The sequence below is a fragment of the Staphylococcus sp. GDY8P57P genome, assembly GCF_017892585.1.
Taxonomy (GTDB): domain Bacteria; phylum Bacillota; class Bacilli; order Staphylococcales; family Staphylococcaceae; genus Staphylococcus; species Staphylococcus borealis.
The window spans coordinates 1-24,581 of the sequence record NZ_JAESLK010000019.1 but is presented as its reverse complement, the minus strand read 5'-3'; the positions used below and the strand labels follow the sequence as shown (position 1 = coordinate 24,581).

Annotated in this window: 20 protein-coding genes and 2 riboswitches; of the genes, 4 read left to right on the top strand and 16 right to left on the bottom strand. The window is 35.0% G+C overall.

The genetic code is table 11. The annotated features are described in order from the left end of the window. Positions 1 to 21: 21 nt before the first annotated feature. From cysI to KA878_RS07020, 3 genes are all read right to left on the bottom strand, one after another. Complete coding sequence (cysI, locus tag KA878_RS07030; protein WP_193838888.1) at positions 22 to 1,743, bottom strand: assimilatory sulfite reductase (NADPH) hemoprotein subunit; 1,722 nt, start codon at positions 1,741 to 1,743, stop codon at positions 22 to 24. Positions 1,744 to 1,761: 18 nt separating this feature from the next. Continuing rightward, on the bottom strand, positions 1,762 to 3,630 hold the full coding sequence (locus KA878_RS07025) for an assimilatory sulfite reductase (NADPH) flavoprotein subunit (protein WP_193838887.1): 1,869 nt from the start codon (positions 3,628 to 3,630) through the stop codon (positions 1,762 to 1,764). A gap of 175 nt (positions 3,631 to 3,805) precedes the next feature. Then, positions 3,806 to 4,537 (bottom strand): phosphoadenylyl-sulfate reductase, encoded by a 732-nt coding sequence (locus KA878_RS07020; protein WP_193838886.1) that lies wholly within the window; start codon positions 4,535 to 4,537, stop codon positions 3,806 to 3,808. Positions 4,538 to 4,776: 239 nt separating this feature from the next. Here KA878_RS07020 and KA878_RS07015 point away from each other — a divergent pair, with 239 nt between their 5' ends. From KA878_RS07015 to KA878_RS07005, 3 genes are all read left to right on the top strand, one after another. Beyond that, positions 4,777 to 6,060: an MFS transporter gene (locus KA878_RS07015; RefSeq protein WP_193838885.1), complete on the top strand. Its 1,284-nt coding sequence runs from the start codon at positions 4,777 to 4,779 to the stop codon at positions 6,058 to 6,060. Between the two features lie 17 nt (positions 6,061 to 6,077). After that, positions 6,078 to 7,487, top strand: coding sequence for a glycoside hydrolase family 32 protein (locus KA878_RS07010; RefSeq protein ID WP_193838884.1), 1,410 nt, complete (start codon positions 6,078 to 6,080; stop codon positions 7,485 to 7,487). Positions 7,488 to 7,651: 164 nt separating this feature from the next. Further along, positions 7,652 to 8,629 carry a LacI family DNA-binding transcriptional regulator gene (locus KA878_RS07005; RefSeq protein ID WP_193838883.1) on the top strand — a complete coding sequence of 326 codons (978 nt, stop codon included), beginning with the start codon at positions 7,652 to 7,654 and terminating at the stop codon, positions 8,627 to 8,629. A gap of 66 nt (positions 8,630 to 8,695) precedes the next feature. Here the strand turns inward: KA878_RS07005 and KA878_RS07000 are convergent, their stop codons facing one another. From KA878_RS07000 to KA878_RS06955, 10 genes are all read right to left on the bottom strand, one after another. Continuing rightward, positions 8,696 to 9,493, bottom strand: a complete 798-nt coding sequence (locus KA878_RS07000; RefSeq protein WP_193838882.1) for a zinc-ribbon domain-containing protein — start codon at positions 9,491 to 9,493, stop codon at positions 8,696 to 8,698. A gap of 182 nt (positions 9,494 to 9,675) precedes the next feature. Further along, positions 9,676 to 10,797 (bottom strand): 5,10-methylene-tetrahydrofolate dehydrogenase, encoded by a 1,122-nt coding sequence (locus KA878_RS06995; protein ID WP_193838881.1) that lies wholly within the window; start codon positions 10,795 to 10,797, stop codon positions 9,676 to 9,678. Continuing rightward, positions 10,794 to 11,993 (bottom strand): 5,10-methylene-tetrahydrofolate dehydrogenase, encoded by a 1,200-nt coding sequence (locus tag KA878_RS06990; protein ID WP_193838880.1) that lies wholly within the window; start codon positions 11,991 to 11,993, stop codon positions 10,794 to 10,796. The genes KA878_RS06995 and KA878_RS06990 overlap by 4 nt, the downstream gene beginning before the upstream one ends. 420 nt (positions 11,994 to 12,413) lie before the next feature. After that, positions 12,414 to 12,514, top strand: a riboswitch (TPP riboswitch). Between the two features lie 418 nt (positions 12,515 to 12,932). Next, the gene (locus KA878_RS06985) at positions 12,933 to 13,856 is read right to left on the bottom strand and encodes a DUF4064 domain-containing protein (protein ID WP_193838879.1); all 924 of its coding nucleotides are present in this window, start codon (positions 13,854 to 13,856) and stop codon (positions 12,933 to 12,935) included. Between the two features lie 90 nt (positions 13,857 to 13,946). After that, complete coding sequence (locus KA878_RS06980; RefSeq protein ID WP_193838878.1) at positions 13,947 to 15,938, bottom strand: FtsX-like permease family protein; 1,992 nt, start codon at positions 15,936 to 15,938, stop codon at positions 13,947 to 13,949. Between the two features lies 1 nt (position 15,939). Then, positions 15,940 to 16,689 (bottom strand): ABC transporter ATP-binding protein, encoded by a 750-nt coding sequence (locus KA878_RS06975; protein ID WP_075109397.1) that lies wholly within the window; start codon positions 16,687 to 16,689, stop codon positions 15,940 to 15,942. Between the two features lie 184 nt (positions 16,690 to 16,873). Further along, positions 16,874 to 17,770 carry a sensor histidine kinase gene (locus KA878_RS06970; protein WP_193838877.1) on the bottom strand — a complete coding sequence of 299 codons (897 nt, stop codon included), beginning with the start codon at positions 17,768 to 17,770 and terminating at the stop codon, positions 16,874 to 16,876. Positions 17,771 to 17,772: 2 nt separating this feature from the next. After that, positions 17,773 to 18,441 carry a response regulator transcription factor gene (locus KA878_RS06965; RefSeq protein ID WP_070855216.1) on the bottom strand — a complete coding sequence of 223 codons (669 nt, stop codon included), beginning with the start codon at positions 18,439 to 18,441 and terminating at the stop codon, positions 17,773 to 17,775. A 29-nt stretch (positions 18,442 to 18,470) separates the two neighbouring features. Then, positions 18,471 to 18,635, bottom strand: coding sequence for a hypothetical protein (locus KA878_RS06960; protein ID WP_178377493.1), 165 nt, complete (start codon positions 18,633 to 18,635; stop codon positions 18,471 to 18,473). A gap of 176 nt (positions 18,636 to 18,811) precedes the next feature. Then, a complete protein-coding gene (locus KA878_RS06955; RefSeq protein WP_178377494.1) occupies positions 18,812 to 18,982 on the bottom strand; it encodes a hypothetical protein in 171 nt (56 codons plus the stop codon). A 73-nt stretch (positions 18,983 to 19,055) separates the two neighbouring features. Continuing rightward, a riboswitch (SAM riboswitch) is annotated at positions 19,056 to 19,156 on the bottom strand. Positions 19,157 to 19,381: 225 nt separating this feature from the next. Here KA878_RS06955 and KA878_RS06950 point away from each other — a divergent pair. Continuing rightward, the gene (locus KA878_RS06950) at positions 19,382 to 20,851 is read left to right on the top strand and encodes an alkaline phosphatase (protein WP_193838876.1); all 1,470 of its coding nucleotides are present in this window, start codon (positions 19,382 to 19,384) and stop codon (positions 20,849 to 20,851) included. A gap of 139 nt (positions 20,852 to 20,990) precedes the next feature. On the opposite strand, the gene KA878_RS06945 is transcribed toward KA878_RS06950, so the two are convergent. The 3 genes from KA878_RS06945 to KA878_RS06935 form a co-directional block, all read right to left on the bottom strand. Further along, the gene (locus tag KA878_RS06945; protein WP_193838875.1) at positions 20,991 to 21,938 is read right to left on the bottom strand and encodes an LCP family glycopolymer transferase; all 948 of its coding nucleotides are present in this window, start codon (positions 21,936 to 21,938) and stop codon (positions 20,991 to 20,993) included. Positions 21,939 to 22,037: 99 nt separating this feature from the next. Continuing rightward, complete coding sequence (gene wecB / locus KA878_RS06940; RefSeq protein WP_193838874.1) at positions 22,038 to 23,177, bottom strand: non-hydrolyzing UDP-N-acetylglucosamine 2-epimerase; 1,140 nt, start codon at positions 23,175 to 23,177, stop codon at positions 22,038 to 22,040. 43 nt (positions 23,178 to 23,220) lie between these two features. Beyond that, positions 23,221 to 24,492 carry a nucleotide sugar dehydrogenase gene (locus tag KA878_RS06935; protein ID WP_193838873.1) on the bottom strand — a complete coding sequence of 424 codons (1,272 nt, stop codon included), beginning with the start codon at positions 24,490 to 24,492 and terminating at the stop codon, positions 23,221 to 23,223. Between the last annotated feature and the right edge of the window lie 89 nt (positions 24,493 to 24,581).

Below are 24,581 nucleotides of genomic sequence, written 5' to 3'. Positions count from 1 at the left end.
TAAAACAACTTATCTCAAACTTTAACTATGGAAATCTTGTCCGCCATGAACTTTGGCTACAACACCTGAGCGAATAACAAAGTCACCGAAATGTTCACCTTCAAGACGTTCTTTACCATAGTCCATTAGAATTGGACGTAAACTTTCAAGAATTTCTTGTTCTCCAATATTCTCTTTATACAATTTATTTAAGCGTTCACCTTTGAAGCCACCGCCTAAATACATATTATATTTACCTGGTGCTTTACCAATAAATGCAATTTCTGCAAGTGCTGGTCTTGCACAACCATTTGGACAACCTGTCATACGGATTGTGATTTCCTCATCGTTCACACCCGCTTCATCTAATAAATCTTCAATCTTAGAAATTAATGATGGTAAATAACGTTCTGACTCAGCCATAGCTAAACCGCATGTTGGGAATGCAACGCATGCCATAGAGTTTCGTCTTAATCCTGTATAATTTTTACCATCTGTAAGACCATATTGATCGATGAGATTTTGAATTTCTTCTTTTTTCTCAGGAGTTACATTCGCAATAATTAAATTTTGATTTGGAGATAATCTGAAGTCGCCCGTATGTGTTTCTGCAATTTTTCGCAATGCCGTTTTTAATTGATAGTCTTCTGTATCTTTCACACGTCCATTTTGAATGAATAACGTATAATTCCAAACACCTTCGTCACCTTCTATCCAACCTAGACGGTCACCATTGTGCTCGAATTCAAAGTCGCGCGCATCTTCAATGTCCCAACCTAAACGCGTATTCAATTCTTCGACAACCTTATCTACGCCTAAGCGGTCAACTGTATATTTGAAACGTGCGTTCTTACGGTTTTCACGATTACCATAATCACGTTGAATGGTTAAAATCTTCTCACAAACATCAACGACTTTATCTTTAGGAACAAAGCCAGCTAAACGACCAACTTGTGGGTACGTATCGGTATTACCGTGCGTCATACCCATACCGCCACCAATTGTGACATTGAATCCGATAAGTGTTTCATCTTCAACAATACCGATAAGCCCGATATCTTGAGAATACACGTCAATATCATTAGATGGCGGAAGTGCGATACCGATTTTAAATTTACGTGGTAAATATTTCTTACCATACATTGGTTCGATTTCTTCTGAAGAATCTAATACTTTTTCGCCGTCTAACCAAATCTCATGATAGGCATTCGTCTTAGGTAATAGATGGTCACTGATTTGAGTTGCATAATCGTTAATTTCTTTATGAATATGTGATTGATATGGATTAGGATTACACATTGTATTACGATTCACGTCCCCGCATGCCGCAATCGTATCAAGTACTGATTCGTTAATTTTCTTCATAGATGTTTTTAAATTTCTTTTTAAAATGCCGTGAAATTGGAACGTCTGACGTGTCGTTAATTTCAATGTATGATTTGCGTAGTTGTTTGAAATATCATCCATGGCAATCCATTGTTCAGGTGTCGCAGTCCCACCAGGTAGACGTACACGAATCATAAAGCTATAGGCTGGTTCTAACTTCTGTTTACGACGTTCATCGCGTAAATCTCTATCATCTTGTTGATAACTACCATGGAATTTCAATAGTTTAGTGTCATCATCTGAAATGGCACCAGTAAGTGGGTCTGCTAAGCCTTGCTCAATTGTCCCACGCAAATAATTACTTTCGTCTTTTAAATATTCTAAAGCATCTAGCTTCTTATCCAGTTCATCTGACATTTGCTTATTTGTCTTAGCCATTAAGTACCACCCTTTCTATTAGTACACATCGCGTTGATAACGTTTGTCTTTCTTCATTTGTTTAAGATATGCTTCAGCATCCGCTTCAGATAAGTGTTGTTCTTTCACTAGAACGCTACGGATAGCTTCATGTACATCTTTCGCCATATGTTTTTCATCACCACAAATGTAAATTGAAGCACCATTTTGAAGCCATTCATTAAATTCTTTACTATGTTCAGCAATACGATGTTGGACATATACTTTTTCATCTGTATCACGTGAGAAGGCCACATCCATCTTACCTAGCACACCGTCTTTCAACCATTCTTGCCATTCTGTTTGGTATAAGAAATCTGTAGTGAAATGCTGGTCTCCGAAGAATAACCACGTATTACCTTTAAAGCCATGTTCTTCGCGTTCTTGCATGTAAGCTCTAAATGGTGCAACACCTGTACCAGGACCAATCATGATTACTGGTGTATCGCCCTCTTTAGGGAACTTAAAGTTTGGATTACGTTTTAAGTAAATGGGTACGGTGTCACCTGGTTGAATACGTTCAGCAAATTGAACAGAACATACACCTGAGCGGTCACGACCATGCGCGTTATATCTGACAGCACCAACTGTAATATGCACTTCATCTGGTAGCGCTTCGTAGCTACTTGAAATTGAATATTCTCTAGGTGGTAATTTTCTTAATAATTGATATAAATTTTCAGGTTGTAATTCTGTTGTCGCAAAGTCATTTAATAAATCAATTAAGTCACGACCTGCAATATAATTTTGAACCCATTCATTATCATTGACTTTTTCTTTAAGTTCGTCATTTTCGAAGAATGCTGCCGCATTGATTAGAAGCGGTTTCGTTAACTTCGTAATTTCAAAATGAGACGTTAGCGCTTCTTCCAAGCTTAGTGTGTCACCTTCATCCGAAATTTGAACTTGATCATTCGGGTCCCAACCTAATGTGCTTATTAGTAGATCAACTAATGCCGGATCGTTTTGAGGTAGCACGACTAAACAGTCACCGACTTCATAATCTTCACCGAAGTTATCTAATAGAAATTCAATATGACGCGTTTCTTTATTAGACCCTTGGCCGTTAAGATTAATGTTTTCTAAGACCTCTGCTTGATACGGATTAGCTTTAGAGAATTTCTTCTCTTTCGCTGATTTAATAGACTCACTCACAATTTGTTCATTTTGAGTGCCTTCCGGTGCGGTATCGATTGCATTGATAACGTTGGCCATCCACTTTTCAGCGTCTTCTTCATAATCTACGTCACAATCAACACGATCATAAATACGTTCTGCCCCTAATTCATCTAACTTTCTATCAAAGTCGCGACCTGTTTGACAGAAGTATTCATACGTTTGGTCACCTAAAGCAAGCACTGAGAAGCGCACGCCTTCAAGCTTAGGTGCCTTACGACCATGAATAAACTCGTGTAATTCTGCTGCGTTGTCAGGCGGATCTCCTTCACCTTGCGTAGACGTAATAATGAATAAATCTTCAACATTTTTAAGATGCTTAGGTTTGAAATCATCCATTGCCTTCAATGTCACGTTATGACCGATATTTGATAGTCGCTCTTCAAATATTTCAGCTAAACCTTGTGCATTACCTGTTTCTGAGCCATATAAGAGTGTGATTGCTCTTTTTTCTGGTGTAATCACAGGTTCATTTTGTTGGAGCATCGCCTCTGTACCTTCCGTCAACCCGTCTTGATTAGCTGACTGTGAAGCAGTTTGTGATGGTATCGCTCCATTTGATGTTAATTGTTGGTTAGCTACTAAATATCCACTTAACCATACTTTTTGTTCAGGCGTAAGTGTTTGTAATAGTTCATTAATTTGTGCCGCTTGCCCTTCTGTAAAAGGACTATTTGTAACACTTAAATTCAATTGCATCCACCTCTTATTCCGTAAAATAACAATTATTTGATAATAGCTTTATACTACTTTTATTATGTAAGAAATATGCCCATCTGTACACTATTACCAGGCATATTTTGTCACCTTAAACATAAAACATATCAGAATACTATGTTTTATGTTTAAAAAATTTTACCCATACGCATTATGGTTTATCAGCAACATGCAAGCCACATTCTGTTTTATCAAAATTAGACCATCGTCCGGCCCTAGAATCATCCGAATCAAATACAGGCGACGTACATGGAATACAACCAATACTAGGATAGTGTTGATCATGTAATGCATTGTAAGGTAACTCATGCTGCTTGATATAATCCCAAACTTCATCTTCTGTCCAATAAATTAATGGACACACTTTAACTGATTTGAAACGCTCATCTTTATTAATGAAATTGGTATGCGCACGTGTTGGCGATTGTTCGCGTCTCAAACCTGAAACCCAAGCCACAGCTCCACCTAACACTTCTTCTAAAGGTTTAATCTTTCTAATGTAACAACATTGATTAGGATTATTCTTCCACAATGCAGGATTATACTTATCAGCTTGCTCCTCAAGGGTTAAATCAGGCTTCTTCATTTCAATTCGAAGCTTTGGAAAACGTGCTTTCACATTATCGATTAAGTCATACGTTTCTTGAAAATGTAAATCCGTATCTAGAAAAACAATTTGTGCATCAGGCTTAATCTGATAGATTAAATCAATTAACACCATACTTTCCGCTCCAAAACTACATGAATAAACAATGGAATCACCATATGTGCGATACGCCCATTCTAATATTTGATACGCGCCTTTCGTAGCGTCATCAGTAGACATCGTATCAATGAAAGGGTCACCCTCAAAATGTTCATATGTAATTGCCGGTACTGACATAAACTTATGGTCCCCCCTAAAATTTCACAAATTTATTAATCTAATACCTATCAGAATTGTCAGAATAATATGTTACTACTTTAACGAGTTTCGGCTATAAAGTCAAGGTACTGGAGAGAAATTAAAATGTGTTAAATAAAATTTAAACACTTTATGACAACCGGTTGACATAAAAGGATATTGAATATAAACTTTAATTAAATTTAAGAAAGCGTTTTCAAATATTGAGGAGAGATATTATGAATATGTCACATTTAATTAGTCCTTTTAAAAACAAATCTTATTTACAAACGTCATTAATCTTTATGTTATTCTTCGCATCTTGGAGTATATGGTGGTCATTTTTCCAGATATGGTTAACTTCTAAAGATAATGGTTTAGGCTTAACTGGTGGCCAAGTAGGTACCATTTACTCAGCAAATTCATTTGTAACTTTGCTTTTAATGTTTGTATATGGCGTTACCCAAGATAAACTTGCAATCAAGAGAACACTATTAATTTTTTGTTCTTTATTCTCAACGTTTGTTGGACCATTTTTCATTTGGATTTATGCGCCTCTTATTCAATCAAATTTTTGGTTAGGTGCGATTATTGGTGCCATTTTCTTATCATGTGGATTTTTGGCTGCCGTTGGTGCTTATGAAGCAGTTGGAGAAAGATTTAGCCGATTTTTTAATTTTAATTATGGTCAATCGAGAGCATGGGGTTCATTTGGTTATGCTGTTATGGCATTAGTTGCTGGATTTACTTTTGTCATTGACCCTCACTTAAACTTTTGGCTAGGTTCAATATTAGGTGCCATTTTACTACTTGTCTTAATTTTTTGGAAGACTGATGCAGAGCAACGTGCCAAGCATAATATTGAACAAAATGAAGAAGAATCTGTTCCGTCTATCAAAAGTATGTTGGCATTATTAAAAGTGAAAGACATTTGGATTATTGTTATTTTCATTACTTTTTCATGGTCATTTTATACAATTTTCGACCAACAAATGTTTCCAGAATTTTACACTAAACTATTTGAGAATCCTAGTGTAGGACAACAAACGTACGGTGTATTAAATTCTGTACAAGTTTTCTTTGAAGCACTGATGATGGGTATTGTTCCAATCATTATGTCAAAAATTGGCGTCAGAAAAACCTTATTACTAGGTGCATCCGTAATGTTTTTAAGAATAGGTTTATGTGGAATTGCTCAAGGTCCAATAAGCATCTCATTTATTAAGATGTTTCATGCCCTAGAAGTACCATTATTTGTCTTACCAATATTTCGTTACATAACACTACATTTTGACACTAAAGTCTCAGCTACTATCTACATGGTTGGATATCAAGTATCTGCTCAAATTGGGCAAGTTATTTTGTCAAGTCCACTTGGAATATTAAGAGATAATATCGGTTATCAACCGACATTCTTTGTTATCTCATTCATTGTATTACTGGCTGGTATTTTTGCTTTCATCACTTTAAGAAAAGATGACGAATATGTATATGGTGATCCCTTTATAAAAAATCAAATATAATTGAAAGGAAGAAAAGAATGAATAAAGAACCAATTACAGTAACTAACGCACGTTATCGTTTAGGCTATCACATAATGCCAAAATCAGGTTGGATTAATGACCCTAATGGTTTTACTTATTATAATGGCTACTATCATATTTTTTATCAACATTATCCATATGCGCCAGAGTGGGGCCCTATGCATTGGGGACATGCAAGAAGTAAAGATTTAGTCCATTGGGAAACACTTCCAATAGCACTAACTCCTGGTGACGAAGAAGATAAGAACGGTTGCTTTTCAGGTACAGCTATCGAGAAAAATGATAGATTATACCTCTTTTATACAGGACATCATTATTATGGAGATAATGATCCAGAGCACTTCTGGCAAAATCAAAATCTTGCTTATAGTGATGATGGGGTTCATTTTATTAAATATGAAAAAAACGCTATTATTCCTCAAGCACCTGAAGATAATACACATCATTTCCGAGATCCTAAAGTATGGCAACACGGTGATAGCTATTATATGATTGTTGGTAGTCAAAACAAAGATGAACTCGGTCGAATTATCATGTATCGTTCAGAGGATTTACTAAAATGGGAATATTTAGGCCCTGTCAATGAATCAAAAGGGAAACAAACTGAAGGATATATGTGGGAATGTCCTGATTTGTTTGAAGTTGATGGTAAATATGTATTCTTATTTTCTCCTCAAGGTATGGATGCTGAAGAAGAGCAATATTTAAATTTATTCCAAAATGGTTATTTTGTTGGTGAACTTGATTATGAAAGCCATAAATTCACAAGAGGTGAATTTAAAGAACTAGACCACGGCCATGACTTCTATGCACCTCAAACAATGCAAGCACCTGATGGTCGACGCATTCTTATTGGTTGGATGGCTATGTGGGAAAGTGAAATGCCTGAAAAACATGACGGTTGGTCTGGAGCATTAACATTACCTAGAGAGTTATATCTTAAGAATAATCATTTATATATGCGCCCAGTTAGCGAATTAACAATGTTACGTATAAATGATGGTACTCACAATTCACTTAATCTTAATCAACCAAGATTATTATTAAATGATAAGTACCATGCTGAAATCAATTTAAAAGGTCCAAATAAAAATTTTAATATTGAATTCAAAAACGCTAATAATCAACTCATATCTTTAACTTATGATGCCCTATCTCATAAATTTAGTCTTTATCGCTTTGATAAAGGTGATTATCGATATTCTATTATCAAAGACAGTGACATCATAAATCTTCAATTATATTTAGATACAAGTTCAGTTGAAATTTTCATTAATGATGGCGAATCTGTTTTTACTGAGCGCTATTATAGTGAAGAACCTCCACAAGTATGGGTCTCTAGTAATGACAATATTCTAATAGAATCAAGCATTTATGAGTTAAAAAATAATACCATTTCATTTTAATAATTAAAAACAAAATACTTTGAATTGCAATTAATTTATTTAATAGGAACAAGAAAAAATTCATTTTTTACTTTGAATCTTAATCTTGTTCCTTTTTAGTTAGCATTATTATTTTAATTAAGAGATAATAACTAATGATATTATTGGAAATTGGAGTGAAAGATATGAAGCCAAAATTAGAGGATGTTGCCAAGTTAGCTAATGTATCTAAAACGACTGTTTCCCGAGTTCTAAACAATCGGGGTTATATCAGTCAAAAAACTAAAGATAATGTCTATAAGGCAATGAAAGATTTAAATTATCAACCTAATTCAGCGGCTCGTCAACTATTTAAACAAAAAACCAACATTATTGGATTGCTTTTCCCTACTGTATCGAATCCTTTTTTTGGTGAACTTATCAATGAACTAGAAACTAAATTATATAATCGAGGTTATAATGTTATTATTGGCAATTCCATGAATAATCCCGAAAAAGAGACCCATTATATGAATCAGTTACTTTCTAATCAAATTGATGCATTAGTCGTTGGTACACATAATATAGGCATTGATCAATATAAAAATGTTAATTTACCAATTGTTGCAATTGATAGAATTGTTAACGAAGATATTCCTGATATTCGTTCAGATAATTACTACGGTGGTTTGCTAGCAACTAAACGTTTAATTAAAAATGGAGCATCTAAAATAATTCATACGAATGGTCCCATTGATGTAAATACACCTGCAAATTTAAGACAAAGTGCTTACGAAGATACCATGCAATCACATCAACTTACTCCAATAACTTATACAATAGACTTCAGCTTAGACTATTCTAGCAAGCTTAATATCTTTAAATCCATTTTCCAAGAACATCCTGATGTAGAAGCAATATTTGCTTCAAATGATACGGATGCTTTACAAATTTATCAACTTGCACTATCAATGGGTAAACGTGTTCCTGAGGACTTAAAAATTATTGGCTATGATGGCACGCAATTAATTAGAACATTAATGCCTCAACTTACATCTATTATCCAACCCATCGATGCGATTACTGACAAAGCAATTGAAATTTTAGAAAAAAGACTAAATTCGGAACCTACAGAACAAGAATATATATTGCCAGTTACCTTATGGGAGGGTTCAACTGGATAAATAAAAACCATTAATCCAACATATTAAATCGGATTAATGGTTTTATTTCAAAAATTTTAATACGCTTTACTCACCTGGTGCACATTCAATTAAGACAACTTTGCCATTTACTGCAGTGGCTATAATTTGAAAACCATTATTTTTCACACTATCGTATACGTATTGCCCAGCTAAATTATGATCTTCATAAGAGTTATATCTTGTTATAAATGCTTGCTCACTAATGTTATCGGGCGCAACTGCAATCCTTGCTACAGTATTATATTGCGTATGAAAACTATATACCACGGCTATATTGCCATACTTTACAAAATCTTCATGAAACCCCTCAATATGAGGCATTAAAGTACCTTTTCCATATCGTTTCTCTACTTCTGCTCTAGTCATGCCTGGTTTAATTCCCATATAACCATCCCTTGTATCCTTTTGCATAAATGACCTATGGAAATCTTCACTCATGACATCAATTTGAGGGCCTTGTAATTGCGTCGTATCTGTCACTTTGTGCTTTTCATCTTCTCTTTGTTTGGCTTTTTGCTTTTCAGCTTTAACAGGATCGTTAGACACTTTATCTTCATCCGTTGTCGCTTTCTCTTTCTTCACATGCGTCGTCGTAGTCGCAGTCTGTTTTGGCTGTTCTGTTTCCTTTAAAAAGAAATGATAATACGCAAAACAACAACTGACGATAATGCCAATAACGACCAACCCAATTAATACAAATGGCCAAATCCTTGTTTTATGAGTAGGCGGTTCATATTGCACGCTTTCTGAAATATCTTCAAATAGATGTAAATCATAGCCACATCTATTACAAAAATGTTGCTCGTTTATCAGCTTGTTACCACACTTAGGACAAAATCTCATGATATTACCTTCTTTCACTTCATGCTGTTAAATCTAGATGTTGGGTGTGAGATTAGGTCTTTTATCTATGTCGACATCCACGTTATAGTTCATTTTAAAGTAAGCAACAGTGATTTTCTATCATTTTTTTATCGTGTCTAAAAAATAAAGCCGATAAACGCATTGCGCTTCTCGACTTCAATTTAATCATTCTCGTTCTGATTTCTGTCATCATATCGCATTTGTTGTCGGTAACCATACGTACTTTCTTTAATTAATTGGTCATTCAATAGTCCAGCACCAATAGCACCTGCAACAGTCGAAATAGATGCTGCGAACCATGGAATGCTAAGATATAAATCGATTCCAGCCGGCCCTTTCAAACCAACCTGTTGTCCTAGAAAATCAGCTGGTAATAATACCAGTTCAGCAATTAAAAATAACATGTAGAGAATAAAATAATAAATAATAATCGCTACAAATAGTGTCATCACAGTAGTTAAATTATATAACCATGTAATGCGTTGATTACGACTTTGTTTTACTGACTCCCACAAATCATGGGACATCATAATCCAAAGTAACATACCTAACACTGCAATCACTGAGATACCAAAGAGGCGCCACATTGAGAATTCCATGCTCATCTGCCACATAGTAGTAAATATTAAACCAAATGCGCCTGTAGTGAAGGCAATGGCCACAATATTACTTAAACTGGCCATCATGTTAAGTGGGTTATTCGCAAAGGTCATACCACTAACTAGACGAATCATTCCCATTGACCGTGTGTTAGATAAATAGCGTAAATGATCATTGCCTGTTTCATCTAGACGCACTTCAGTTTTTTCAATTTTGGAAAATGGGAATTGTTTGTTAACAGCGTATGCGACCTCATTATGGCTATCATAGTCACTGTTTTCCGCTTCAGAATGATGCACTTCATTAATAATTGCTATAATCGCATTCTTGAAACGTTGCTTAACCGGACGCCAACCAAATGCAGGATACGAGAATACAGCCGCGCCGTTCTTCTTGTTGATATCCAATGCTAACACACGCTCGTTGTGAAACATGGGTAAATCTGTGATAGCTACAACATAATCCCATTGGCGCTGATCATGATAGTCTTGTATTTTTTTGAAAATTTTCCCTACCGATTCAGCGTAACCAGTCAGAGGATCAACCACAAGGTCCACTTTCCATTCGTGTTGGTTGTTATTCTGATGAGACAGGATATTCGGAATATCGTCCATTAAACTTTCAGCAAGTTTCTCTGTCACACCCGGTGCGACAACTAAACCGATTGTTTTCGCTTCGTTCATGCGTCATCCTCCTCTCTATGGTCTTGTTTCTTACCTTCATAGGATTCATCATCATTGCTTTCATTGTTTGATGAAGACTGTTCAACTTCACGATGTGATACGTCTTGTGATTGTTGTGCTTCTTTCTCTTTTTCTTCTTGTTGCGCTTCTTTATAACGATGATACTGACGATACGAATACGTAATGCGACGAATCTTCTCTTCATTCTCTACAGTGGAACCCATTGCCCCGGCTAATAACCCAAGTGAGGATACAAACCATAATAATTTTAAATAATTCACAAATGTAAAGTCAGGGTTCGCACTTGTCCAATTATTAAATAAACTCACAGGTACGAATAATGAGACACTGATGGAAAGTAATACATATAAAACAATATAATTCATCAATGTAATCATGACTAAAGTCAGTAATGTCGTTGCATTATAGGTGTAACGATATACACGTTGTGATTTCGCCGTCTTTTCTTCAAATAGTTGATGCGCATATAATAGCCATCCAGCCATCCCTAATATAGAAATAATCATGAGGACAATAAATCTGATGGTTAAATATTGAACACTTAATTCCCATGGCATCGAGAAGATGGATACGTAAGTCCCAGTGGCAAACGCAACCGAAATAATCTTCTTGAAATTAAATAAGTTCTTCCATGGCTCATTTGCGCGTGTCAAACCTAAGATAAGTTGAATCCAACCTAATATTAAGAACCGATTAATATACCGTCTCTTAGGACTATCATCTTCTCTAGGGTCAACCGCTTTAGGCTGAATAAGCGGATGCACTTTCGGACGTTCTTTCGTGTTATTGCGATATAACTGTTCGACGAGCGTTGTCATACTTTTCACTAGCTTGCGTTCTAAATCGATCCAACCTAGCGCAGGTAATGAGAGCATTGACACACGTTTCTCACTATTAAAGTCACTAATCACGACTTTATTACCGGAGATACTTGGTAAATCCGTAATACAGATGACGACATCCCATTGATATGTTTCCTTCAACTCAGCAGCTTTATCAATACTTTCATGCACATCTTCAGCAGATCCTATTAGCAAATCTACTTTGCGCTCAAAGTGCCAGTCATCCACTTCATCGATACGTTCATGCAACTGCTGTTTAATTTTAGGTATCGCATGTTCCACTAGCTTATGTGCCACACCAGGCGATGGCACTAACCCAATCGTATAGGTCATGTTGAACCTCCTTCCATTTACGATGTATTCGTTTAACGATGTCTTATTTTGGAAAGTGATTATTTCACGATGATCAAAATGATGCAATGTTCATTTTATGATAATAACAATACTTTTTACAATAAAATTAGGAGACTGGGACATAAATAATATAATAATGCTATTTAGCAAATTCGCAGTAGCTGACTGAACTGAGAAGGCACTTAAATCAAGCTTTTCTCAGTTCTAGTCATCCTTGCGGGCGGGGCCCCAACAAAGAGAATTTCCTAAAGAAATTCTACAAGCAAAGCAAGTTGGGAGAGGGAAGATGAATTTAAAAGAATTCTATCCCACTCCCTTTATCACGCTATAATCACAACGCATCATTGTATAGCCTTGACTTCTAGATTTAAAACTACTAAATTAGATATATAGTATAAATATATGCACTAGGGGTGTTTTAAACTGAGATGGAGTATGACTCCAAACCCTTTGAACCTGAACTAGGTCGTACTAGCGTAGGAAAGTGTGGACGGAATTGTAGATCATATTTAAGGTTTAGATAACTATGCCTTATTTCATATAAGCTGACATCTATTATTTACGTGACTTTCCTATGTGTGAAGGTTGCGTATTTTTTACTTTAAACAGCGTAATAGAGGTGACTGCCAGACAACTTGATTATTGTAGCGTGTGTACCATAGTGATGTAGGTCGTGTCTGAGAGAAACTCAGACTAGTAGCATTGTAGAAAATTCATTTTATTTATCCAATTCATTTATCCATATAATAGAAATTAACGTAACGTCGGTGATGCTAACTTAGGAGCGTCGCCGACTTATTTTTTTCATAAAAAAGCTGAGACACTCTATGGTGTCTCAGCTTAATTTATAACTGACTGATTTGAAAATGCGCTCAAAACAGTTTTTTCAAACCTAGTCATTCATCAACGTATTCAATATTAATATTTGTAAGGATCGTTATCTTTTTTATCTTTCAATTTGTCCGCTTCTTCACGTACAAAATCTTGATCTTTCTGATTGTGTTGTGATTGTTCAAAATCACTTACATCCTTTTGCGCTTCATCTTGATATCTATCGCTACGAGAACCATATTGCGTATGGTTGTTATGTTGATCTCGGTCATGGTCCACATTGTGTTCAGAATCATGACGCGTATTGACGTAACGATTGTTATCATCACTATGATTTAAATGTTGATGGCTACCATTGTGCACATCCTCATTAGAATGTTGCTGACTATCATGATGCACATCATCATTTGAATAGTGTTCTTTAATTGCGCTTTGTTCTTTAGCTTTATCTTCTTCATCTAAGATAAAGGCATTATTTTTAGCGTTAACTGCTTTATCGTCATGACGGTTATCATAGTCATGGTTACGGTTGTTGTTGTCGTAGTAACCATTGTCATAAGTGTCATTCTTCTTACCTTTTCTTACTAATAACATGATACCTGCTACAATCCAAAGGATAGCACTAATCCAGTTAGACATAATGGCAACTAGCGCTGCAATAATTAATAAGATACCTGCGATTTTAGGTTTCTTACTAATAAGAATACCACCGATGATTGCTAATACTAATGTAATCACGGCACCCCAAGTTAAGAAACTGAAGAAACTACCTAAGGCATCGAAACCTTGGTTCATTTCAGATGCAGAGAGTGTATTACCTTGATTTTGAGAGTCTCTAATCATTTGATCTTTGAAACTATCATTGCTCATTAATGGTTTAAGAACTAAGAACATGATTGCAATTAACGCTTGTAATGCAACCCCTATCCAAGTAAGAATATGTTCTACTGTGCGTTTAATTTTGTTGTTTTGCGTTTGATGCGATGTATAATCGTTTGTTTGATTAGCCATTTTTACGCCTCCTTTTTTTGTTCTATACCCTTGCGTGAACTAGGTTACACTTATTTTCCAAAAAGTATAACAAATTTCTAACGCAAATATTTAATGGTATCGATTAACAATCATGTAGTAAATGCGTGAGGTAATCCAATACATTAAGGCGTAAATCACAACAATCGATATGATGACGCCGACATAACTGGTCACAAACACACCAATGCGGTTCACATTGAGAATGCCTAAAACATTAAATATGATCTTGGAGGCAAAGATCACATGCATCGTTGCCACAATAATCGGTAATGCAAATATCCAGATAATTTGTTTATTAATGGTAGCTTTAATACGCGCTTTATCAATACCCACTTGCTGCATAATTTGATAATTTTTACGATCCTCATAACCTTCTGCAACATTTTTATAATACATCATTAAGAATGTGCCTATGAATAGAATGATAGACACTACCGTTCCAATAAAGATAAGCCCACCATTGATTTCATACAAAGTAGCCGCTACATCTTTTTTATTATCAATATACACATCATAACGTTTCATGAGCGTATGCTTTATGCGATCAAAGTCTGCAGTCTGTTTCGTCATAATATTAAAATGCAGAAACGTATTCTGGACACTATTCGTGCCATGATGATCGTTCTTATCAGCATTAACATAATAATTAGTTAATTGTTGGTATGTCTTATTGTCTGGCGTAATCACTGTTAATGCACCAGGAACTGGATATGAATAATTATGACCATTGATGTGTTTAATCTTGAAGCGATCACCCATCATTGTTGCCGTGCTTAATTTTTTAAAAGGCTGATTTAAACTTTCAAATCCTAACTCGTCTTGTTTCAACTTCACTTTCTGCGTGTTTAGCGTATTATAATCATGCTGCGTCATAATCACGAGATAGGTACCATTAATCGTCAAACTATAATCTTTATTATTACGGTGTTTAAATAGGCCTGGTTGCTGATAATCCACTGCAATGAGTGAGACTGCATTCTTTTTAAAGAAATCAACTTTAGCATGTGCTTTAATATCACGTTCTAAATGACGCACCTTCTCCTGCGTCTTCGGATTATTATGAATATTACCATTGATTGAAACTCTATATTGATCTGAGATAATGACATCCACTTGATTCGATATGCCACGATACGTTGAAATCGTCATACCAACAGTGACAATTAAAAAGGTACATAACATCGTAATGCTCGCGAGTCCAATGGCATTCGAATTCATCCTAGACTGTAAACCTGAAATCGTAAAGAAATATTTCGGATTATAATACAAACTTGGAATGCGCTTTAACCAATCCAACAGTAAAATACCCAACGACAAATATAAACAGTACGTCCCAATCATGACCAATCCAATGGCACCGAACAAATTATATAGCGAGCGCAAGACCATTTGATTAGAAAGGGCAATATGATAACTGTTAAATAACGTAATGATGCCAATAACGAGCAAGCTATACAACACAAATTGTGGTAGTTTTCTTTCAGACCTCTGACGTTGAGAAATTAATTTGATAGGACTTTGGAACATGATTTTCACGTTATTAATGAAGAATAGCAATAACATCACTGCAGCTAGTAAGGCTAATGTAATAAGCATCGCTTTCACATTAAACGGATAATCCATGACTGACATACCCGTTTGATGCATCAGTTTATTCATCAGCATAAAGATTAACACACCAAAGAGATAGCCTCCGATAATACTGATAAGTGCAATGAAGATATATTGATATAACATTTCAATCAGCATAATCAATCGGAAATGTTTCTTCTCCATGCCCAGTATCATATTCATCGCAAGTTCTTGCTGACGACGTTTCATTATGAAGCGGTTCGCATATAAGATAAATATGAACCCCAAGACACTCATAAAGAAATTGCCAATGCCAATAAATATCGGCAATAGCTGACTACGTTGTTGCACATATGTATTCATATTAAGTGACAGTAGAATAAATTCAGCTGCGAACATGATACCCAGTGCGAGTATGAAGGGCATAATGACATGTCGCTGCATTTTGAAATTCTGAGCAATCATCTTCCATAACAAGTGTATGGTCATATTAGTCCCCTCTTTCATTTAAAATGGCCAAACTATCAGCGATACGTTTCTGAAATGCTTGTTGCGATTCCTCTCCTCGATAGATTTCATGATACAAACGGCCATCTTTAATAAACAATACGCGTTGCGCATAAGCGGCATCAATGGTTGAATGAGTGACCATGAGTATCGTTTGTGCATGATCATTAATATCTCGAAACAACGTCATAATTTGTTTAGATGTCTTTGAATCGAGCGCACCCGTTGGCTCATCTGCAAGTAATAAATCCGGTTCATTGATTAAGGCACGACCAATCGCAATACGTTGTTGTTCACCACCCGAAATTTGATACGGATATTTATTAAGCAATGTCTCAACACCTAGCTTTGCGCTCAACGATTTAATCCGCTCCGCCATCACTTTATGCGAACGATTCGCAAGAACGAGGGGCATTAACATATTATCTTGATTGGTCATCGTTGGCAGCACGTTGAAATCTTGAAAGACGAAACCAAGGTTATCACGACGGAAATGTGCAATTTGTTTATTACGTAACTTGCGAATATCTTGATTATTAATTGTGATCTGACCCTCAGACACTTTATCAAACGTGGCAATTAAGTTTAGTAACGTAGATTTACCTGAACCCGATTCACCCATAATCGCTACAAACTCACCCTTATTAACGGTGAACGAAATGCCATTGAGCGCTGTCGTCGCATTCAGTCCTCTACCAAACGTTTTCTTTACATTCTTAACGTCTAATAACATCGTCGTACCCTCACTTTCTTAAAAGTTCTGTTATCTAAAGTAGTCTTATTCAAGATGGCATCCTATACATTGTGCTAAGACTACTTCAAGTGCTTGATTGTTATCTCTATCATAAAACAAAAAAAGACCAACAACATTGATAATTTCTTACAAATGTTGTTGGCTAGCTTACAATATTGAAAGTTTAATTATTTTTCGGGAAATAAATACTAAATGCGGTACCTTGATTAAGTTCAGACTGAACATCTACGTGATGATGTAAATGTCGCGCTATATGTTTAACGATAAACAAGCCGATACCAGATGATTTGTCATTCAACCGACCGTTATAACCTGAATAGCCCTTATCAAAGATCTTCGGTAAGTCCGCTCGACTAATGCCGATACCATTATCACGAATGGTCAAGACGCGCTGTTGTTGATCAAACGTAATCCAAATATCCTTACCTCGAGCATACTTCAACGCATTATTTAATAGTTGTTCAATCATGATTGAACACCATTGTGCATCCGTAAGCACCTCATCTTCGCACCGTTCATAATGAATCTTAGTCTTCTGGTCAATAAATTGAATCGAATATTTCATAATTAATGGCCGCACTAAATCATTAATGGATACCTTTGAAAAGGACATGTCCGTTTCCTGGTTCATTAGTTTCAAATAACTTAAGGCTAAGCTTGTATAATTATCAATTTGAATAATTTCTTGGCGTACACGATTGACCACATTCTCTTCGTTGCGTTCTAATAATAATTTAGATGCTGTAATAGGCGTCTTCATCTGATGCACCCAAGTTAAGAAGTAGTTCTCCACACTCTCTTGATACGCAGTTTGATTACTCTTAACGTGTTGCAGTTCATATTCAAGATCATGAATCAAATCTTCCTTCTTAATTTCCGCTTTAAAGCCACTTAACTGTACTAACCAGTAGATAACCATGATAAACAGTATAATTCCTGCACCCAATACATAGGCACTCAGTGGCAAATTAAAGAGAAAGAAGATAAGTAAAAACAATAGCAGAAACATCACGACAATAATGATTTCATTTAAAATCGATTTTAAAAATGCTTTCACCATCATTACGACACCTTATATCCAACATTCTTCTTCGTTTCAATTAAATCTACAATACCGATTGATTGTAATTTCTTACGTAAACGCGTCATATTCACTGCTAACGTATTGTCATCGATAAAATTCTCAGATTCCCAACACTTTTCAATTAAAGCTGTACGACTGACATACTTACCTTCATTACGAAACAGCATATTCAAAATTTGTAATTCGGTAAAGGATAATTGAACGGATTCATCATTATGGTAAAGCGTTGCTTCGTCCACAACAAGCTTGCAATCTTTAACCGTAACTTCATTATTAGAGACTGCTAAATCATACGTTCTACGTAGTAATGCTTGAATCTTAGTCACAGTCAATGATAGATTAAATGGTTTCTCGATAAAATCATCGCCACCCATTTGGATTGCCATAATTTGATCCATATTATCCGTTCTTGAACTAATAAACATGATTGGCACATTAGATGTCTTACGAATTTCTTGACACCAATGATAACCATTATATGTTGGTAAATTGATATCGAGCAACACAAGTTGTGGTTGATGTGTTTGAAACTCGTCAAGAATATTATCAAATTGTTTGGCCACAATGACATCGTAATGCCACTGCGCTAACGCTTGCTCTAAACTTTCCGCAATGACAAAGTCATCTTCCACGATTAATACTTTCATATTGCTCACCTTTCATTACACGTTTAATTTTATGCTTTATCATTATCATCATAGTCAGGATTTGAAATTTTGTTCTTTTCCTTTTCTAATTCTACATCTTTATGTTCAGTTCGCTTTTTACGCTTACGTTCTTCCATGATTGATAATGCGATAAATCCAATGATAAGTAGTGGTGATAACATAATTAATATCATCGATTGAACACCTCTATTTCTTATATTCGATAGCTACATCGTCTTCGTCTTCATTTTACAACTTTACTTATAAAATGAACATCATAAAACAGAAGCGATACCAAAATCATGACGATTTCAACGTACCGCTTCTTATACTATAACGTCTAATTATTTATGCCGATGAACATCCATTATTACTTTTTATTTAAGATGTACGTTCTAATATCCTCAATAGAAACACTATTGTATATTTGCGTTTTAGTTTCTCCTATCTTAGCCACTTTCATCATACTTCCACCATAACGCTTTGGTGAATACTGCTTCCAATAATCTAATTGTTCAAATAGTTCTTGCAATGTTGCCATATGTTTTACCACCTTTTCATAAATTTGGGTAAATAAAATAGCCCTCCTTAAATAAGAAGCGCTCACGGACATCTTCTTATCTTTCAGGAATCCCTGTTGGATTTAGCACCTCACGTCAAACGCAGTTGCTGGAGCTTCATAGGGCCAATTCCCTCCACTCACTCTTAATAAGACAAACTATTTTATTTATATGTATTATAGCTTATTAATGAACAATGTAAAAGTATAAAGCTTGCAATATTTGATAAAACTAAATATAAAATAAATTCTATACATTAATAATTGTTTACAATTACTTAACTTAAAAATAACTTTATACTAACTGAAAATCAAATAAAATTTCTTAATATAAAGAGTGTAACAACTACACACTATACATATTAGGGGGCTTTTTTTAAAATGAGTTTCATCAACAAATTTGGTAAGACAACGCTAGCGAGTTCAATCTTAGCTGCATCCGTGTTAGGGACGACACACGTGTCATTTGCATCAGGTTCTGGTGAAGGTAATCAAGGCCAACAAGGACAAGATGAAGATTACATGGCAATAGGTAATACGAAGAATCCTAAAAACGTTATCTTCATGGTCGGCGATGGTATGGGTAAATCACACACTTCTGCATACCGTCACTTTGCAGATAATCCTGATACTAAAGAAGTTGAAAAAACATCATTCGACAAATACTTAACAGGTGCACACCAAACACATAACGATGATGAAAAAGAAAACATCACAGACTCAGCAGCTGCCGGTACAGCATTAAGTACTGGACATAAATCATATAACGGTGCAATCGGTGTAGACACAAACAAAAACAAATTAAAAACCGTGTTAGAACAAGCTAAAGAAAACGGCAAAGCAACTGGCTTAGTGTCAACAGCTGAAATTACTGATGCAACACCTGCCGTTTATGCCGCACACGTTGACGATCGCGGTAAGAAAGATGAAATCGCACAACAATTCTATAATGATAAAATCAATGGTCAACATAAAGTCGACGTCTTATTAGGTGGCGGCGCTAAATACTTCGGTAAAGACAATGGTAACCTAACAGATAAATTCCAAAAAGACGGTTATGATTACGTTACAAACAAAGATGAACTTGCAAATTCACAAAGTGATCAAGTCTTAGGTTTATTCTCTGAAAAAGATATGCCATTACAAATTGACGCATCAGCTGATGAACCAAAATTAGCTGATATGCAAGACGCAGCATTAGACAAATTAGAGAAAAATGAAAATGGATTCTTCTTAATGGTTGAAGGTGCATCAATCGATAAAGCCGCACATCCAAACGATATCACAGGCGTTATGTCTGAAATGTCGAGCTTCGATCAATCATTCCAAAAAGCAATGGAATACGCTGAAAACCATAAAGATACATTAGTCGTTGCAACAGCCGACCATGCTACTGGTGGTTTATCAATGGGCTCAGGCGATGAATATGTATGGAAACCTGAAGCCATTCGTAATATGAAACATTCTGGTTCATACATGACGAAGCAAATTGTAGACGGTAAAGACCCTGAAAAAGTAATCAACGAAGGCTACGGCATTGAATTCCCTTCTAAACAAATGGATAAAGTGAAAGATGCGACTAAAGCACTTAAAGACGCACAAGACAAAGCGAAAAGCGACGACGATGAAAACGTAGCAAAAGCAACAACGACATTACAAGACGCGATTCAAAAACCAATCAACGAAGCATCACATACAGGTTGGACAACTTACGGCCATACCGGTGAAGATGTAGACATTTATGCACAAGGTCCAGGTTCAGAAAAATTCCGTGGCAATATCGATAATACAGACAACGCTAAAAACATCTTTGATTTCTTTAGCGATGATGTCACTTCAAATCAAAATTAATAAGAAATAAACATGATCACTTAGTTGAAAAGTAGTTATTTGTCTTTTGTATGATATGTATCTGAAAATATATGAAGTGATCATAGTGATTAAAAAAGCACTTTGCCAATGATTAAAGTCATCGACAAAGTGCTTTCATTTAATTAAGATTTAAGTTTTCTTTTAATTTCTGTTTTACTTCATTTAAGCTATTTTTATCAGGATAGAAGTAATACAAATTGTCATCGCCAAGCGCATTTTGACCATTGATTGTTAAACGTTCAACATTGTCTTGTGCTTTGTCATAATCAGATTTGAAGCGATTTAACTGCACGAAACTTAAGTCCGTTTTCAAGTTATCTTGAGCAGCTTTAAAAATACCATTCAATTTTGTTACTGAATTAACAGAGAATGCTTCTCTTGCAACTGCAGTAATCACTTGTTGTTGACGTAATTGACGACCTTCATCTCCGCCAGCACCTTCTTCCTTACGACTACGCATGTATGCTAAGGCTTCTTTACCGTCCATTTTGTACGATTGTCCCTGTTTAAAACTATAAGTTCCATTTGTTGTATTAGTAGTAAAGCTAGCATTACTAGTTACAGTAACACCACCAAGTTCATCTACAACTGTTGTTACACCATCCATATCAATAGAAATATAATGATCAACTGGTACATCCATCAAGTTTTCTAATGAATTAACAGCCATTTTAGGACCGCCGTATGCATAAGCATGATTTATTTTTTCAGTAGTTCCATGACCTACAATTTTAGCACGTGTATCACGGGGCACACTTACCATCACAGTTTTTTTATCTTTAGGATTAATAGACATTAGTACAATTGAATCGCTACGCTGACCCATACTCTGCTGCTCTCTTTGAGAATCATCATCAATCCCGTATAAAACAACCGTCATAGGATCTCCATCTTTAGTAGGCTTATCTCTAAGTTCTGATTTATCCCTACCTAGAGGAGTAGTAATATTATCACTAAGAGAATGTATCTTAGTGAATATATATATTCCAGCAACTATAGCTAGGATAAGTAATACGATGAAAATAGTTAAAAGAATTTTAAATAACTTTGATTTTCTTTTTTTCATTCTATATCTCCTATTATATTTTCAACTATATATACTCAAAAAGCACCTCAATTTAAGCTGATTTAATTTTCAACTTCTGAGATGCAATTTGAATAATTATTAGACATCAACTTTAAATGATTCTGGCTTTTCTCCTCGGATACCAAAATAATATTCTATATTTTCACAAATACGTCTTGAAGCTTCGCCATCACCGTAAGGGTTACTAGCTTTACTCATTTTCACATATTCATCATGATCATCTAATAGTGTTTTCGTTTCATTAAATATTGATTCGTATGTTGTACCTACTACTTTTAATGTACCTGCACTTACACCTTCAGGTCTCTCCGTTGTATCTCTTAAAACTAATACTGGTTTACCTAAAGATGGTGCTTCTTCTTGTACACCACCTGAATCCGTAAGAATTAAATGAGATTGATTTGCAAAGTTATGGAAATCTATTACATCGAGTGGCTCAATCAATTCTATTCTCTGATTATTCTCCAAGTACTGATTAGCAATTTCTCTTACTTTTGGATTTTTGTGCATTGGGTAAATAACTACTATATCTTCATACTCATCCACTATTTGTTTAACTGCTTTAAAAATATTGTGCATCGGTTCTCCAATGTTTTCTCTTCTATGCGCAGTTAACAAAATGATTTTTTTATCTTTGTGTCTTTCAAGTATTTTAGAATGGTAGTCTTCTTTTATTGTTGTTTTCATAGCATCAATCGCCGTATTTCCTGTTATTGCAATACTATTCTCTGATTTATTTTCTTCTCTTAAATTATCTGCGGCTTTATCAGTTGGCGCAAAATTTAAATCGGCCATATTTCCAACCATAACTCGATTCATTTCTTCAGGGAATGGAGAATATTTATTCCAAGTTCTTAGCCCTGCTTCAACATGTCCAATTGGTGTTTGATTATAAAAAGCAGTAAGACCACCTACAAACGTAGACGTTGTATCACCATGAACAAGTACCATATCTGGTTGTTCTTCTTTTATAACTGCATCTAATTTTGTTGTAATTCTAGAAGTAAGTTCCGCTAGAGTTTGATTTGCTTTCATAATATTTAAATCATGATCTGGTTTTACATTAAATATATTTAGAACACTGTCAAGCATCTCTCTATGTTGTGCCGTAATGACAACTACGGGTTCTAAATGTGCATTCTTCTGTAGCTCTTTAACTAAAGGTGCCATCTTTATTGCTTCGGGACGAGTACCAAAAATAGTCATTATTTTCTTCATTTTTATACCCCTTATTAATTGAATATGATTAATGCCAATTTACTTATTTCTCTAACTCAATATCCTTTGTTTTATAAAGATTACCGTAGTTAAAGTAAGATACTTCATCAAATTCAGATTTAACAATATTCTTTGTATCAAAAATGATTTTATTTTTCATATTTTCAAAATCACTGTCATCAAATGTTTTAAATTCTGAATGATCGCTAAGTATTAAAACAAGTGATGCATTATCTGTAGCCTTTTTAATATCTTTTTCTACAAAATCTAATTCTACATGCGGATCATAAGCTGTTACTTCTAATTGCTCATCTTGTAGTAATTTATAAATATCAAATGCTGGTGATTCACGTATATCATCTACATCACCTTTATAAGTTAATCCAAATACAGCTACTTTAGCATTTTCAACATCAGATAAAATACGTTTTACATTTTTAACAACATATTCTGGCATTGAACGATTTACTTTACGCCCAGTTTGAATCAACGGTGAATGTTCTGGATCTTTAGCAATAATGAAATAAGGATCTACTGCTAAACAATGCCCTCCAACTCCAGGTCCTGGTGAATGAATGTTTACACGTGGATGCTTATTTGCCATTTCGATAACGTCTAATACATTGATGTTCAAGTTATTACTAATTTTAGTAATTTCATTAGCTAGTGCAATGTTTAAGTCACGGTACGTATTTTCCATTAGTTTACTCATTTCAGCAGTACGTGCATTAGTTTCTATCATTTCCCCTTTCACAAAAGTGCTATATACACGTTTACCAGCTTCAACACAATTAGATGTTACACCACCAATAATTCGGTTGTTATATACTAATTCTTCTAATATTTTCCCAGGTAATACACGTTCTGGACAGTGTACTAAATAGATATCTTCCCCAATAGTGAACCCTTTTTCTTCGATTAAAGGTTTAACATGATCGTCCATAGTTCGTGGAGCGATTGTAGATTCCACTATAATCGTATTACCTTTTTTCAAATATGGTAATACACTATTTACAGCACTTAATACGATAGAAATATCGCATGATTCATATTCATCATCATTATTAGGTGTTGGAACTGAAATAATGAATGCATCTGCTTCAGCAGGTGATGTAGATACTTTTAATTTTCCTTGTTCTAGTACTTCTTCAAAAACTTCTTGCAAACCCGGTTCTTCAATATTTACTTTACCATTTTGTAAACTATCAATTGTTTTTTGATTAATATCTACACCTAATACATCTACACCGTGTTTAGCAAACATAATTGACGTTGGTAACCCAATATAACCTAATCCTACTACTGTTAATTTCAATGTAATACCCTCCATTAAATGCATTTTTTATATGTTATTTTCATTTAAATATTTCTAAAAGTATTATCTAGTCAAGTCCAGACTCCTGT